Source organism: Rahnella bruchi (assembly GCF_003614975.1).
GTDB classification, from domain to species: domain Bacteria; phylum Pseudomonadota; class Gammaproteobacteria; order Enterobacterales; family Enterobacteriaceae; genus Rahnella; species Rahnella bruchi.
The window spans coordinates 626,574-641,235 of record NZ_QZWI01000001.1 but is presented as its reverse complement, the minus strand read 5'-3'; the positions used below and the strand labels follow the sequence as shown (position 1 = coordinate 641,235).

Here is a 14,662-nt window from a genome sequence, read left to right as displayed (position 1 = left end):
ATAGCAGAAGAGTCATAAGTCAGACATCTTCGATTACCGGCGCTTACTGACTTTTACTTATAAGAGCGGGTGCTTATAAGAAAGGGCACTTATAAGAACGGGGCCGCAGCCCCGTATTTTAAAATTACATACTGGCAGTGACGAAGGACTGCTGCTGGGCTTCACTGGACAGTCGCTGCTTCAGCTGTTCAGCCTGCTGGCGGGTGCTGAACGGGCCAAGCTGCACGCGGTAAGTGCTGCCATTCGCCTGCACTTTACCCGGTACAGAGAAACGCTGGCTGAGGCTTTTTTGCCACAACTGCGCGTTCTGAGGATTGCTCAGTGCGCCAACCTGCACCATATAGCCTGATGTTGGGATTGCCGAAGTATGTGCAGGTGTTGCGGAAGTGGCCGCAGCGGCTACCGGTGCGGCACTGGCGACAGCAACCGGTGCTGCTACTGGTTCGCTGCCTTCTAACACGCCCTGACGCAGGGGCGTAGGCGCGCTCAGAAACCCGCCGCCGCTGTTACCAGACTGAGTGGTCGCCGCTGGCGCTGAAGCTACCGCACCACTGTTATCTTCGTCATTGGTTAATGGCGCAGCATTCGGATTGCTCAGGGTACTGTTGCTGATCGGGCGCACATCGGAGGTATCGACCGGCTGAGCGCTGAGCGTAGGCGTGCCCATGCTGCTGGCACCTAAACTCGGGCGCGATGGCAGAGCGTAAGATTGCTTCGCGACTGTTGTACCAATTGTCCCCGGGCCAGACAGAGTGCCATCTTGTGCCACGTTGATAAAATCGATACGAACTTTAGTACTGTTGGTCAGATTCAGGCGATCTGCTGCGGCCTGTGACAGATCAATGATTTTGCCAGGCACGTAAGGGCCACGGTCGTTAACACGTACCACCAGCATACGGCCCGTTGCCATATTAGTGACACGAACATAGCTGGGAATTGGCAGCGTCGGATGAGCGGCAGTCATGGCAGTCGGGTCGAATTCTTCACCGATAGCAGTCATATTGCCGCCATTTTCCTGGCCATACCAGGCGGCCTGACCGACCTGGGAGAAATTGGACGGGTCTTTGATTATCTTATAGGTCTTACCGTTAACGGTATAATCCTGCATCGTGCCCTGATTATAAGGTTCGTAACGCGGATCAGCCCCGCCGATTTCCACCACAGGGCCGTTGTAGGCTTGTTGCGGTGCCGGTTGTTGTTGCTGGGTATCGTCAGTGGCACAGCCACTTAACAGCAAACCGATAATGACAGCTCCAAGCCACTCCTTACGCATTGCTCACCTCTATAAATTTTTTGACAACATTTTTCGATGAGTATGTATCGACATGACGATACCAAACCCTGCCATTAACACGATAAGTGCTGACCCGCCATAGCTGACCAGAGGCAAAGGTACCCCAACTACCGGGACAATGCCACTGACCATGCCGATGTTAACAAAGACATAAACGAACAGGATCAGCATCAGTCCGCCGGACATCACGCGCCCGAAAGTGGTTTGCGCATTGGCGGCAATCACCAGTCCGCGCATGATGAGGCACAGGTACAAGCCCAACAGTACCAGCACGCCTATCAGGCCAAGTTCTTCAGCCAGTACAGCAAAGATAAAGTCGGTGTGTCGTTCCGGCAGGAATTCCAGCTGCGATTGCGTACCGTGCAGCCAGCCTTTGCCGGAAAGGCCACCCGAACCGATGGCGATTTTTGACTGAATAATATGATAGCCCGCACCCAGCGGATCGCTTTCCGGATCGAGTAACATCATCACGCGGTCACGCTGATAATCGTGCATCAGGAAGAACCACAAAATCGGGATAAACGCGGCAACCAGAATCGCGGCAACGGCGATCAGTTTCCAGCTCATGCCGGACAGGAACAGAACAAACAGACCAGAGGCGGCGATCAGAATCGAGGTGCCCAGATCGGGCTGCGCGGCCACCAGCAGGGTAGGAATAAAGATCAGCGCCAGGGCGATAGCGGTATTTTTTAGCGACGGCGGACAAACGTCACGGTTGATAAAGCGTGCGACCATCAGAGGTACGGCGATTTTCGCCAGCTCCGATGGCTGAAATTTGATGATCCCCAGATCCAGCCAGCGTTGCGCGCCTTTACTGATACTGCCGAAGGCATCCACCAGCACCAACAGGAATACGCAGAAGATATAGAGATAGGGTGCCCAGCTTTCATAAACGCGCGGCGGGATTTGCGCCATGACCAGCATGATCACCAGACCCATCAGGATCTGCCCGATTTTACGCTCCATCATGCCCATGTCCTGACCGCTGGCGCTCCACATGACAAACGCACTGTAAGTCAGCAGCGCAAGTACGATCAGCAACATTGTCAGGTCGATATGCATTTTCGACCACAATGATCTTTTCTGTTGGTTCTCAGTCATTGACGGTTAATCACCTTCGGTTCCCGGCGGCGCTGGCGCGTCAGCCGGTAATTGTGTCTTATTGTCGCCCAATAAAATATGGTCGAGTATCTGGCGGGAAATTGTGCCCACCGCCGGACCTGCACCACCGTTTTCCAGCACCACGGCCACGGCCACGGTCGGTTTGTCATACGGGGCAAAAGAGGTCATCAGCTTATGGTCACGCAGATGCTCAGCGATTTTATGCGCATTATAGATTTCATTGGCTTTCAAACCGTAAACTTGTGCTGTCCCGGATTTAGCCGCCGCTTTGTAAGGCGCATCCGCAAAATATTTACGTGCAGTCCCGTTAGGGCGGTTAGCCACGCCATACATTCCGTCTTTGGCGATTTCCCAATAGCCGGAATGAATGTCACCAATCTGTGTGGTTTCCTGTTGTTTATACGGCACTTGCTGGCCATCGACTTTGGTGCTCAGCAGCAAATGCGGCGTTTTGACATCGCCGTCATTAATCAGCGTGGTCATGGCTTTCATGATTTGTATTGGCGTAGCGGTCCAGTAGCCCTGACCGATACCCACCGGAATGGTGTCGCCCTGATACCACGGCTTTTTGAAGCGTTTAAACTTCCAGTCACGGTTTGGCATATTACCGCTGCGTTCTTCCGATAAATCGATGCCGCTGTAGTGCCCGTAACCAAATTTGCCCATCCACTCGGAAAGACGGTCGATCCCCATATCATAGGCCACCTGATAGAAGAAAGTATCAGCCGATTCCTCAAGTGCTTTGGTCACATTCAGACGACCATGCCCCCAGTGTTTCCAGTCACGATAACGCTTGTCTGACCCCGGCAACTGCCACCAGCCCGGATCGAACAGCGAAGTGTTTTTAGTGATCACGCCAGATGTGAGTGCAGAAACCGAAATGTACGGTTTCACGGTCGAGGCTGGCGGGTAAACACCCTGTGTAGTTCGGTTAATCAGTGGCTTGTTCGGGTCATTGAGCAGCATGCTGTAATCTTTGCTCGAAATGCCGTCTACAAATAAGTTGGGATCATAACTTGGGTTAGACACCAGCGCGCGGATAGCTCCGTCCCGTGGATCAGTGACGACCACGGCGGCACGGCTGCCGGTCAGCAATACTTCAATATATTGCTGTAAAGGCAGGTCGATGGTCAGGTAAATATCTTTCCCCGCCTGAGGGGGCTCTTCATGAAGCTGGCGGATAACGCGGCCACGGTTATTAACTTCAACCTCTTCGTAGCCGGTTTTACCGTGCAGGGTATCTTCGTAAAAACGCTCAATACCGAGCTTACCGATGTCGTGCGTCGCCGCGTAGTTGGCGAGAATGCCGTCTTTATCCAGACGTTCCACATCGCGGTCGTTAATTTTCGACACATAACCGATCACGTGCGTCAGGGCGGAACCGTAAGGATAATAGCGGCGCTGATAGCCTTTGACTTCAACGCCGGGGAAATGAAACTGGTTCACGGAGAAACGCGCAACCTGGACTTCGGTCAGGGCAGTTTTAACCGCAATAGAAGTAAAACGCCGCGAACGCTGACGTTCTTTTTTGAAGTTGTCGATATCATCATCAGTGAGATCAACAATCGGTCTGAGGCCTTCGAGCGTGGCCTGCAAATCGTCGACCTTTTCCGGCACCAGTTCCAGCTGATAAATAGTCCGGTTCAGCGCCAGCGGGGTGCCATTGCGGTCATAGATAATCCCGCGGCTTGGCGCAATCGGCACCAGCTTGATGCGGTTATCATTGGAACGGGTTTGGTAATCCTGAAACCGGACAATTTGCAGATTATAGAGATTGAAGGCCAGGACACCGCTAAGTAGCAGAATGCCGATGAACGCCACCAGTGCACGGCGCACAAAGAGGGCTGATTCAGCCGTATAGTCGCGAAAAGGGTTACGATCTATTTTCATCCCACTACTTAATTCATGTTGCTGACATTCACCACCCGTTATTCGCGGTGGTATGGATGATTAGTGGTAATACTCCAGGCACGGTAAAGACTTTCCGCGACCAGAACCCGAACCAGCGGGTGAGGAAGTGTCAACGGAGAGAGCGACCAGCTCTGTTCCGCCGCAGCCTTGCAGGCCGGAGCTAACCCTTCCGGACCGCCGATCAGCAGGCTGACATTTCGTCCGTCCTGTTTCCAGCGTTCCAGTTGTTGCGCCAGTTGCGGGGTTTCCCACGGTGTCCCTGGAATATCCAGTGTCACAATGCGATTCCCTTTACCGACAGCGGCCAGCATCAGCTCGCCTTCTTTCTCAAGAATGCGTTTGATATCTGCGTTTTTCCCGCGTTTCCCTGCCGGAACTTCTGTCAGTTCAAACGGCATGTCTTTGGGAAAACGGTGCAGATAATCATTGAAACCGGTTTGTACCCAGTCAGGCATTTTAGTGCCGACGGCGACAAGTTGCAGCTTCACGCATCAGCCCCAGAGTTTCTCAAGCTCATACAACTGGCGGCTTTCTTCCTGCATAACGTGAACGATCACTTCGCCCAGATCGACAACGACCCAGTCAGCTTCGTTAATGCCTTTCACGCCCATCGCATCAAGGCCGACGGCTTTAATTTCTTCAACCAGATGTCCGGCGATGGACATAACATGGCGGCTGGATGTACCGGTACAAATAATCATGCAGTCAGTGATGCTTGATTTACCTTTAACATCAATGGCAATGATGTCTTGTGCTTTCAGGTCGTCGACTTTATCGACAACAAAATCTTGGAGCGCTTTACCTTGCAAAGGTTCCCCCTGGGGATGTTTGAAACAATTGACACCACAAGACGTTCGCCGGTGTGGCACCGAAGCGACAGTCAGTCTCATGATGGATAAACATAGCGGTTATCAGGAAAACGGCCTAAAACGTTTAACAATCAATACATTGTATTGGTCAGTGACGCAGCGTTATCGAGAGCCGAAATTAAGCGGCGCAGTATAGCACGCGTTCGCTACTGGCGGTACAAGCCCTGCGATTCTATATAGCGCTCAACGGCGGCTGGCAGTAAATCTGAGCAATCGAGCCCCGCATGGCGCCGTTCACGGATTTCCGTCGCTGAAATATCCAGCAGCGGGGTATTGGCCTGATAAATGAATCCGCAAGAATTCTGTTTGAGCTTTTCAGCGTCAGTCACCCTGTGGGCGTCATACCAATTCTGCAATTCCGGCGTATCGAGTTGCTCTTTGTAGCCGGGTCGCGCCATCACTACCAGATGACAAAAATCCAGCAGTGATCCCCAGCGGTGCCATTTGTGCAACGTCAGCAATGAATCCTGTCCAATGATAAACGCCAGCGGGCAATCATCGCCATGTTCTTTACGTAACGTTGCAAGTGTCCCGATGGTGTAGGAGGGCGTATCGACCGTCAGTTCGCGCGGATCAACTGAAAACAGCGGGTCTGCGGCGACCGCAAGTTCCACCATTTCCAGACGCTGCTGCGCACTGGCTTCGGGCTGCGGCCGATGCGGCGGGACATTATTAGGCAGCAGGATCACCTGATCAAACCCGGCGATTTTCGCCAAACTGGCCACCGGTTTCAGATGACCGTAATGGATTGGATCAAAGGTTCCGCCAAAAAAAGCCAGCAACGGCGCAGGGCCGGAGGATGAAGTAAGAGAGGCGTTACGCGGCATACTGATACCTGCCTTCAATACGAACCCAAATCAGCGAACTGAGTGGGTAATGGTTTTCCACATAATAGCATGGAGAGACTTTCCAGCTCTGACCAGACTGACTGGCCGTAATCTTGTTTGAGCGTAATTTCCATCTGAGTCAGTAAACGCACGGCCAGAGAAAGTTGCTCAAGGGATAAGCGTTGTAGTGCCTGCGTCACCAGTGCCCGGCGGTTTTGCCAGACTTTTTGCTGATCAAATAAAGTGCGAAGCGGCATGGTATCCATTTTGCGTTTCAGATTCAGCAACATCAGAAGTTCGCGTTGCACGGTGCGCAGTAAAATAACCGGCTCGCTGTCTTCCTGTTGCAGCTGACGCAAAATGTGCCAGGCGCGTTTACTTTTACCCGCAAGCAGAGCATCCAGCCAGTGATATGGCGTAAAGTGCGCGGCATCATTCACGGCTTCTTCGACGCGCGGGAGCGTGAGTTTGCCATCCGGATAGAGCAGGGAGAGGCGTTCCAGAGATTGCGCTAACGCCAGCAGATTGCCTTCATAGCAATAGCACAACAGCTGATTGGCGGGCTCATCAAGCTCAAGGGATAATTCTTTTGCACGGCGCGAAACCCAGCGCGGCAACTGCGCCTGTTCGGGAGTCTGACAACTGACAAAGACGCCTTTATCACTCAGCGCTTTAAACCATGCGCTGTTTTCCTGGGCTTTGGTCAGCTTTGTTCCACGTAATAACAGCAGAATGTCATCATGCAACAACGTCGTCAGCTTAAGAAGTTGTTCGGCTACCGGCGCTGTCGGGCCATTTTCGGGCAGGATAAGCATCAGAGTCTGACGGCTGGCGAAAAGACTGAGTGCCTGACAGATGCTGAAGATCGACTCCCATTCCGTATGGTTATCAATGATAAAAGTGTAATGCTCCTGGAAATCAGCCAGCTGGGCCGCTTTGCGGATGCTGTCCTGGCTTTCCTGTAGCAGCAAAGGATCGTTGCCACATAATACATAACAAGCGCGCAGCCCCTCACGGAGCTGCGCGGCAAGTTGTTCCGGATAAACTCGGATCATTTTACAGAAGTGCTTGAAGAAGTCGTTGGTGGCACCTCTTTGGTATCATCAGACGACTTGCTGGCAGCGGATGAACCGGTAGAAATGACTTCTACCTCACGTCCGCTGACATCTTCTGCTTTGTGCAGTTCAGAGGCATGAACGGTCAGCAACTTACGGATCAGCTGCTGGGCAGCCTGTTGACGCATTTCCTCGATAATAATGTCCTGCTCGTTATCTTTTGCCAGCGCCGTTAACGGGTTGTCAAAGAACGAACGGAACACTTTCACGTGGATTGGATAAATGTCTTTACCCGGCATCAGAACCGTTGCACTCAGGTTCATCTCCATCTGGTACTCAGCGGTTTTACCGTCCTGGAAGATTGACGCCGTACTCTGGCCAGTGACTTCCGGACCAATGCGCAGCGACGGGATATCTTTACGCTGCTGCGTAGTTGGATCTTCAACAATGGTCACATTGCTGAGACGCAGCTGAGTCCTGATATCACGAGTCATCGGACCATACGGATCCCCACTGTCTAAAACAATTGTTTGCAGTTCGTCAGGAACGTTGGTTTTTCCACGTAAATGGAATCCGCAACCTGCTGTCACCATGACTGCGGCTGTCAGCAGCAGTGTCACTAAGGGATGTCGCACAGATCCTCCTTGACTCAACCTACAACCAGGTTAAGAAGTTTGCCTGGGACGTAGATTACTTTGCGAACCGTAACCCCATCCAGATATTTTGCGACCAAATGCTCTTGTGCCGCACGCTCGCGCACTTGCTGCTCGGTAGCATCAGCGGCTACGGTGATTTTAGCACGCACTTTACCGTTCACCTGTACCACGACCAATTTAGAGTCTTCAACCATTGCCTGTTCGTCAGCCTGCGGCCACGGCGCGGTATCGACGTCGCCTTCACCTTTCAGTGACTGCCAGAGCGTGAAGCACACGTGTGGAGTGAACGGATAAAGCATACGCACAACCGCCAGCAACGCTTCCTGCAGCAACGCACGATCCTGTTCAGTCTCCTGAGGAGCACGTCCCAGTTTGTTCATCAGTTCCATCACGGCCGCGATGGCGGTGTTGAAGGTCTGACGACGACCAATATCATCGGTCACTTTAGCGATAGTTTTGTGCAGGTCACGACGCAGATCTTTTTGCGCTTCATTCAGCGAAGCAGCGTCCAGAGCAACGGTTGCGCCTTTTCCGGTGTGTTCGAAGGCCAGTTTCCACACACGTTTCAGGAAGCGGTTTGCCCCTTCAACGCCAGATTCCTGCCATTCCAGAGTCATTTCAGCCGGAGAAGCGAACATCATAAACAGACGCACGGTATCGGCGCCGTATTTATCCACCATCACCTGCGGGTCGATGCCGTTGTTTTTAGACTTGGACATCTTGCTCATGCCAGCGTAAACCAGCTCGCGGCCCTGCGGATCGGTCGCTTTAGTGATACGGCCTTTCTCGTCACGTTCAACTGTGGCATCCGTCGGGGAAACCCAGATACGTTCGCCGTTGCTGCCGGTGTGATAGAAAGCGTCAGCCAGAACCATACCCTGACACAGCAGACGTTTTGCCGGTTCGTCGGAATCGACCAGACCTGCATCACGCATCAACTTGTGGAAGAAACGGAAATACATCAGGTGCATGATGGCGTGTTCGATACCACCGACATACTGATCAACTGGCAGCCAGTAGTTTGCAGCAGCCGGATCCAACATGCCTTCGTCGTATTGCGGGCAGGTATAGCGCGCGTAATACCATGAGGATTCCATGAAGGTATCGAAGGTGTCGGTTTCACGCAGACCCGGAATACCGTTCACGGTGGTTTTGGCCCACTCCGGATCGGCTTTAATCGGGCTGGTGATACCATCCATTACGACGTCTTCCGGCAGGATAACCGGCAGTTGATCTTCTGGCGTAGGAATAACGGTACCGTCTTCCAGGGTGATCATTGGAATTGGTGCACCCCAGTAACGCTGACGGGAAACACCCCAGTCGCGCAGACGGTAGTTCACTTTGCGCTGACCAACGCCAAGGGCGACCAGTTTGTCAGCAATGGCATTAAAACCATCTTCGTGGTTCAGACCGTCGAATTCACCTGAATTGAATAACGTGCCTTTTTCGGTCATCGCTTCTGCGGTGACGTCTGGCTGGCTGCCATCAAGATTCAGGATGACAGGTTTAATTTGCAGATCATATTTGGTCGCAAATTCCCAGTCACGCTGGTCGTGTCCAGGTACAGCCATTACTGCGCCGGTGCCGTATTCCATCAGAACGAAGTTGGCAGCCCAGATCGGCAGTTTTTCACCGGACAGCGGGTGAATGGCATAAAGACCCGTCGCCATGCCTTTTTTCTCCATCGTCGCCATTTCTGCCTCGGCAACTTTGGTATTGCGGCATTCGTCGATGAATTCGTTCAGTGCAGGATTGTTCTGCGCACCCAGCTGTGCCAGCGGATGACCGGCAGCGACAGCCACATAGGTCGAGCCCATGAAGGTATCCGGACGGGTGGTGTATACCGTCACTTTTTCGTCGCTGTCTGCCACGTCAAAAGTGATTTCCACGCCTTCAGAACGACCAATCCAGTTGCGCTGCATGGTTTTCACCTGCTCCGGCCAGCTTTCCAGCGTGTCCAGATCGTTAAGCAGCTGATCGGCGTAGTCGGTGATTTTGATGAACCACTGAGGGATTTCTTTGCGTTCTACTTTGGTATCGCAACGCCAGCAGCAGCCGTCGATAACCTGTTCGTTCGCCAGAACGGTCAGGTCATGCGGGCACCAGTTCACCGCGGAAGTCTTCTTATAGACCATGCCTTTTTCGTACAGCTTGGTGAAGAACCATTGTTCCCAGCGGTAATAATCTGGTTTGCAGGTCGCGACTTCGCGATCCCAGTCATAGCCGAAGCCCAGCAGTTTAAGCTGGTTCTTCATGTATTCGATGTTTTCGTACGTCCACGGCGCAGGCGCAGTGTTGTTTTTCACCGCAGCACCTTCAGCAGGCAGGCCGAAAGCGTCCCAGCCGATTGGCTGCAGAACGTTTTTGCCTAGCATACGCTGATAACGGGAAATCACGTCACCGATGGTGTAGTTGCGCACGTGTCCCATATGGAGACGACCTGACGGGTAAGGCAACATGGAGAGGCAGTAATATTTCTCCTTGCCAGGCTGTTCGGTAACTTTGAAGGTTTGCTTCTCTTGCCAGTGAAGCTGAACGTGTGACTCGATGTCTTCTGGACGGTATTGCTCTTGCATGGCGGCCGGTGGTCCTGTGAGTGAAAACAGCTACGCCTGTAGCTCAAAAAGTTTTAATCAAAAGATCCGCATAGCATAGCTGATAAGCGGATGGTGCAACAACACCCAGCGAAGGCTAAAGGGAATTTCTGTCCGCTATTGGCGCAATATTCATAATCTGAGAGCCAGCACGACATAATCTGCGCAACGGATCAGGGATTTACGGCTAAAATAAAGTCAATGCGCTTTCGTCAGGCAAATGGTTACGTCAGTTCAAGGAGAAGCAAATATGAGCAATATTACGCAATCTTACCGCCAGCTTGTGGCCTCACTCACTGAACGGTTAAAAAATGGGGAGCGTGATATCAGCGCGCTGGTGCAGGATGCCCGTACAGAGTTGCAAAACGAAGGCAAATTATCTGAAATCCAGATTGAGCAGTTAACGTCTGCGGTAAGGCGTGACCTGCATGAATTCGCACGCAGCTATTCTGAAAGTCAGCAGGCCGTGGCAGAAGATGACGGCACGGACAGCGTATTTATGCGGGTGATAAAAGAAAGCCTGTGGAAAGAGCTGGCGGACATGACCGACAAAACCCAGCTGGAATGGAAAGAAGTCTTTAAAGATGTCAGCCATCACGGGATTTATCACAGCGGGGAAGTGGTCGGGCTGGGGAATCTGGTGTGCGAAAATTGCCATTTCAACTTAGCGGTTTATACGCCGGAAATTCTGAGCAAATGTCCTAAGTGCGGGAATACTGAATTTACACGCCGTCCGTTTGAGCCTTGATTGCCAATGACCTGCCCCGACGAAGCGGGGCAGGCTTTATTCTTATCAGTGCAGGATTTTCGCCAGGAAGTCACGCGCACGGTCTGATTCGGGATTATTGAAGAAATCGTCTTTATTACGATCTTCCACAATCTTACCTTCATCCATGAAAATCACGCGGTTCGCCACTTTACGGGCGAAGCCCATTTCGTGCGTGACCACCATCATTGTCATGCCTTCGTTTGCCAGTTCAACCATCACGTCCAGCACTTCGTTGATCATCTCCGGATCAAGCGCAGAAGTCGGTTCGTCAAACAGCATTGCGATCGGATCCATACACAAGGCGCGGGCAATCGCGACACGCTGCTGCTGTCCACCGGAAAGCTGGCCGGGGAATTTATTGGCATGCGCGGATAAACCCACGCGATCCAGTAATTTCAGGCCTTTGTCTTTCGCTGCGGCTTTATCACGTTTCAATACTTTGACCTGTGCCAGCGTCAGGTTATCGATGATGGAAAGATGCGGGAACAGTTCGAAATGCTGAAACACCATGCCCACTTTGGCACGCAGTTGCGCCAGATTGGTTTTCTTATCATTCACCGGCGTGCCGTTAACCAGGATCTCGCCTTTCTGAACCGGCTCCAGACCGTTAACGGTTTTAATCAGCGTCGATTTACCTGAGCCTGATGGCCCGCAAACCACCACAACTTCACCTTTTTTAACTTCGGTGCTGCAATCGGTAAGCACCTGAAAGTGCCCGTACCATTTAGAAACATTCTTCAGTGAAATCATGAAACGGTCCTTTTCTTCAAATAACGCACCAGCAAGGAAGCACAAAGGCTGATAACAAAGTAAATAAGTCCTGCAAACAGCACCATCTCAACCAACGTACCGTCACGGTCGCCAATGTTGGATGCACTGCGGAAGAAGTCCGCCAGGCCCAGAACATATACCAGTGACGTATCCTGGAATAACACGATGGCCTGCGTCAGCAGCAACGGCACCATGGCGCGGAAAGCCTGTGGCAAGATCACCAGCTTCATCGACTGCCATTGCGTCATACCCAGCGCCAGCGCGGCAGAAGACTGACCGCGTGCGATACTGATGATCCCTGCGCGAATAATCTCTGAATAGTAGGCCGCTTCAAACAGCGCAAACGCCACCATCGCAGAAATCAGGCGGATATCGGTTTTAGGCGACAGTCCGAGCACTTTTTGCAGAAAGCCCGGCACAATCAGATAAAACCACAACAGCACCATCACCAGCGGAACGGCACGGAACACATTAACGTAGGCCGAAGCAAACCAGCTGATGGGTTTGAAGGTCGACAGGCGCATTACCGCCAGCAGCGTGCCCCACAAAATACCGACCACAATCGCCAGCGACGTAATCTTCAGCGTAATGACCATGCCTTGCCACAGATAGGGCAGGCCGGGGCCAATAGAACTCCAGTCAAATTCATGCATGCTTATTTACCTCCCATGTTGCCCGGCAGGCGGACTTTCCGTTCTACAAAGTGCATCAGCAGCATGATGACGGCATTAATCAGAACATAGGCCAGGGTAATTGCAGAGAAAGACTCATACGCATGCGCTGAGTAATCCAGCAATTTACCCGCCTGCGCCGCCATATCCACCAGACCAATGGTCGAGGCGATGGCAGAGTTTTTAACCAGGTTGACCATTTCAGAGGTCATCGGCGGCACAATCACGCGATATGCATTCGGTAAAAGCACATAGCGGTACGTTTGCGGCAGGGTAAGACCCATCGCCAGACCTGCATTGCGCTGTCCGCTTGGCAGTGACTGGATGGCAGCACGTACCTGCTCGCACACGCGGGCAGCGGTAAACAAGCCGAGACAAATTACAGATGAGGTGAAGAATTGCACATCTGGCGCCAGTTCTGATTTAAACCACATGCCGATATTTTCCGGCAACAATTCAGGAACGACCAGATACCAGATGAAGAACTGCACGATCAATGGGACGTTACGGAATAACTCGACGTAACACGTACCAATGCCGGAGAGGATGCGGTTGGGGACGGTACGAAGAATACCGAACAGAGAGCCGACGAAGAAGGCGATGATCCATGCGCAAATTGACAGCGCGACAGTGACCTGAAATCCATTCCAAATCCAGCCCAGATAAGTGGTATTACCGAAGGGGGCTTGTTGCAGAAAAATGCCCCAGTTCCAATCTATTGACATAAAAACTCCGTAAAACGGGTAATGAATTACCCTCTGAGTGATGACGTAATCCGCCTAAAGTGAATGGGAAGAAACGCGGGGTGGGGAACGACCACCCCGCATCTTTATCATCACAGGCTGGTGGTCCAGCCTTATATTTTAGTCACTTTTCACTCTTCTCTTGGTTATACCTGTCTGTCTGGTATTTCTTACAGCGCTTTATCGTTTGGCGCTTTGAACAGAGCTTTCATGTCTTCTGACAGTTCAAAGTTCATGTTCAGGTTTTTCGGAGGAATAGGTTTTTTGAACCAGGTTTCAAACCATTTGGTGGCTTCACCGGAGCTCTGAGCTTTCACGATGGTGTCATCAACCAGTTTTTTGAACTCGGCATCGTCTTTACGCATCATGCAGCCATAGGCTTCTTTGGACTGCGGAGTGCCGATGATTTCCCAGTTATCCGGTTTTTTGGCTTTAGCGCGTTCACCGGCCAGCAGGGCATCATCCATCATGAAGGCAACGGCACGACCCGTTTCCAGCGTACGGAAAGAATCACCGTGATCTTTCGCACTGATGATACGCATATCCAGTTTCTTCTCTTCGTTCAGCTTGTTGAGCAGAACCTCTGAAGTAGTACCGGAAGTCACAACGACGGTTTTGCCTTTCAGATCAGCAAAATCTTTAATGTCAGAACCTTTTTTCACCAGCAGACGAGTACCAATCACGAAGATGGTGTCAGAGAACGCGGCTTGTTGCTGGCGTTCCAGGTTATTGGTGGTGGAACCGCACTCAAAATCGTAGGTGCCATTTTGTAACAGTGGGATACGGTTCTGGGAGGTGATCGGCATCATCTTGACCTGCAGGTTTGGCAGATCGAGTTTTTTCTTCACGGCATCAACGATAGCGTCAGAATAATCCTGTGAGTAACCCACGACTTTTTGTTCGTTATTGTAATAAGAGAAGGGCACTGAGGATTCGCGGTGACCCACAACGATAACGCCGTTGTCTTTGATTTTTTTCAGGGTACCGGTCAGTTCTTCTGCGTGAGCAAAGCTGCTTACGGTAACGCTTGCCAACAGTACTGATAATGCCAATTTGCGCAATTGCATGTCCAACTCCTTGCTGTCATTAGGGATCCAAACTAAGGGATCAGAAAGTACTAATGCCTCGTCATATGAAGCTAGAAAATAACTGAATGTGAATATTATGAAACCATATTGTTTCTTTTTTGAGACGAGACGCGCACCAATTCGAAGCAGTTAAACAGCTGTGCACTTAAAAAGTGCAAGAGGATCAGCCTGTTTGTATCAAAATGATGCATCTCGTCCCAAAAAATCACTAAACAGATATCTTTCAATCAGATGAAGCAAGAGTCGTGCCAGTTAACCCGATTTAACTTCATTAGCAGACATTCCGGCAGCG

At 51.6% G+C, this 14,662-nt stretch carries 14 protein-coding genes; 1 reads left to right on the top strand and 13 read right to left on the bottom strand.

Translation table 11 applies throughout. The features are described from left to right. Nucleotides 1-124 precede the first annotated feature (124 nt). The 9 genes from rlpA to leuS form a co-directional block, all read right to left on the bottom strand. A complete protein-coding gene (gene rlpA, locus D5398_RS03150) occupies nucleotides 125-1,273 on the bottom strand; it encodes an endolytic peptidoglycan transglycosylase RlpA (protein ID WP_120506288.1) in 1,149 nt (382 codons plus the stop codon). 9 nt (nucleotides 1,274-1,282) lie between these two features. After that, nucleotides 1,283-2,395, bottom strand: coding sequence for a peptidoglycan glycosyltransferase MrdB (gene mrdB, locus D5398_RS03145; protein WP_120506287.1), 1,113 nt, complete (start codon nucleotides 2,393-2,395; stop codon nucleotides 1,283-1,285). A 6-nt stretch (nucleotides 2,396-2,401) separates the two neighbouring features. Next, nucleotides 2,402-4,306, bottom strand: coding sequence for a peptidoglycan DD-transpeptidase MrdA (mrdA, locus tag D5398_RS03140; RefSeq protein WP_120506286.1), 1,905 nt, complete (start codon nucleotides 4,304-4,306; stop codon nucleotides 2,402-2,404). A gap of 38 nt (nucleotides 4,307-4,344) precedes the next feature. Next, nucleotides 4,345-4,815, bottom strand: a complete 471-nt coding sequence (gene rlmH / locus D5398_RS03135; RefSeq protein WP_112287631.1) for a 23S rRNA (pseudouridine(1915)-N(3))-methyltransferase RlmH — start codon at nucleotides 4,813-4,815, stop codon at nucleotides 4,345-4,347. Nucleotides 4,816-4,818: 3 nt separating this feature from the next. Next, nucleotides 4,819-5,136 (bottom strand): ribosome silencing factor, encoded by a 318-nt coding sequence (gene rsfS, locus D5398_RS03130; protein WP_015698163.1) that lies wholly within the window; start codon nucleotides 5,134-5,136, stop codon nucleotides 4,819-4,821. A gap of 206 nt (nucleotides 5,137-5,342) precedes the next feature. Beyond that, nucleotides 5,343-6,023, bottom strand: a complete 681-nt coding sequence (gene nadD / locus D5398_RS03125; RefSeq protein WP_120506285.1) for a nicotinate-nucleotide adenylyltransferase — start codon at nucleotides 6,021-6,023, stop codon at nucleotides 5,343-5,345. Nucleotides 6,024-6,037: 14 nt separating this feature from the next. Next, on the bottom strand, nucleotides 6,038-7,078 hold the full coding sequence (gene holA / locus D5398_RS03120) for a DNA polymerase III subunit delta (protein ID WP_120506284.1): 1,041 nt from the start codon (nucleotides 7,076-7,078) through the stop codon (nucleotides 6,038-6,040). After that, entirely contained in the window at nucleotides 7,075-7,713 is a 639-nt protein-coding gene (gene lptE / locus D5398_RS03115; protein ID WP_120506283.1) for an LPS assembly lipoprotein LptE, read from the bottom strand. Before lptE ends, holA begins: the two co-directional genes overlap by 4 nt. 14 nt (nucleotides 7,714-7,727) lie before the next feature. Continuing rightward, nucleotides 7,728-10,310, bottom strand: coding sequence for a leucine--tRNA ligase (gene leuS / locus D5398_RS03110; RefSeq protein ID WP_120506282.1), 2,583 nt, complete (start codon nucleotides 10,308-10,310; stop codon nucleotides 7,728-7,730). A gap of 268 nt (nucleotides 10,311-10,578) precedes the next feature. On the opposite strand from leuS, the gene D5398_RS03105 reads away from it, so the two are divergent. Then, the gene (locus D5398_RS03105; protein WP_120506281.1) at nucleotides 10,579-11,076 is read left to right on the top strand and encodes a zinc ribbon-containing protein; all 498 of its coding nucleotides are present in this window, start codon (nucleotides 10,579-10,581) and stop codon (nucleotides 11,074-11,076) included. A gap of 45 nt (nucleotides 11,077-11,121) precedes the next feature. Here D5398_RS03105 and D5398_RS03100 read toward each other — a convergent pair whose 3' ends face one another. The 4 genes from D5398_RS03100 to D5398_RS03085 form a co-directional block, all read right to left on the bottom strand. Then, entirely contained in the window at nucleotides 11,122-11,847 is a 726-nt protein-coding gene (locus D5398_RS03100; protein ID WP_013576488.1) for an amino acid ABC transporter ATP-binding protein, read from the bottom strand. Then, nucleotides 11,844-12,521 carry a glutamate/aspartate ABC transporter permease GltK gene (gene gltK / locus D5398_RS03095; RefSeq protein WP_120506280.1) on the bottom strand — a complete coding sequence of 226 codons (678 nt, stop codon included), beginning with the start codon at nucleotides 12,519-12,521 and terminating at the stop codon, nucleotides 11,844-11,846. Before gltK ends, D5398_RS03100 begins: the two co-directional genes overlap by 4 nt. Before the next feature lie 2 nt (nucleotides 12,522-12,523). Beyond that, nucleotides 12,524-13,264, bottom strand: a complete 741-nt coding sequence (locus tag D5398_RS03090; protein ID WP_120506279.1) for an amino acid ABC transporter permease — start codon at nucleotides 13,262-13,264, stop codon at nucleotides 12,524-12,526. Nucleotides 13,265-13,452: 188 nt separating this feature from the next. Then, nucleotides 13,453-14,349, bottom strand: coding sequence for an amino acid ABC transporter substrate-binding protein (locus D5398_RS03085; protein ID WP_120506278.1), 897 nt, complete (start codon nucleotides 14,347-14,349; stop codon nucleotides 13,453-13,455). Nucleotides 14,350-14,662 lie beyond the last annotated feature (313 nt).

What these genes read in the sequence shown, in the direction of transcription:
- nadD (WP_120506285.1), bottom strand. Translation starts at nt 6,023, where the DNA reads ATGCCGCGTAACGCCTCTCTTACTTCATCCTCCGGCCCTGCGCCGTTG.
- D5398_RS03100 (WP_013576488.1), bottom strand. Translation starts at nt 11,847, where the DNA reads ATGATTTCACTGAAGAATGTTTCTAAATGGTACGGGCACTTTCAGGTG.
- D5398_RS03090 (WP_120506279.1), bottom strand. Translation starts at nt 13,264, where the DNA reads ATGTCAATAGATTGGAACTGGGGCATTTTTCTGCAACAAGCCCCCTTC.
- mrdA (WP_120506286.1), bottom strand. Translation starts at nt 4,306, where the DNA reads ATGAAAATAGATCGTAACCCTTTTCGCGACTATACGGCTGAATCAGCC.
- D5398_RS03105 (WP_120506281.1), top strand. Translation starts at nt 10,579, where the DNA reads ATGAGCAATATTACGCAATCTTACCGCCAGCTTGTGGCCTCACTCACT.
- rlpA (WP_120506288.1), bottom strand. Translation starts at nt 1,273, where the DNA reads ATGCGTAAGGAGTGGCTTGGAGCTGTCATTATCGGTTTGCTGTTAAGT.
- mrdB (WP_120506287.1), bottom strand. Translation starts at nt 2,395, where the DNA reads ATGACTGAGAACCAACAGAAAAGATCATTGTGGTCGAAAATGCATATC.
- holA (WP_120506284.1), bottom strand. Translation starts at nt 7,078, where the DNA reads ATGATCCGAGTTTATCCGGAACAACTTGCCGCGCAGCTCCGTGAGGGG.
- leuS (WP_120506282.1), bottom strand. Translation starts at nt 10,310, where the DNA reads ATGCAAGAGCAATACCGTCCAGAAGACATCGAGTCACACGTTCAGCTT.
- D5398_RS03085 (WP_120506278.1), bottom strand. Translation starts at nt 14,349, where the DNA reads ATGCAATTGCGCAAATTGGCATTATCAGTACTGTTGGCAAGCGTTACC.
- gltK (WP_120506280.1), bottom strand. Translation starts at nt 12,521, where the DNA reads ATGCATGAATTTGACTGGAGTTCTATTGGCCCCGGCCTGCCCTATCTG.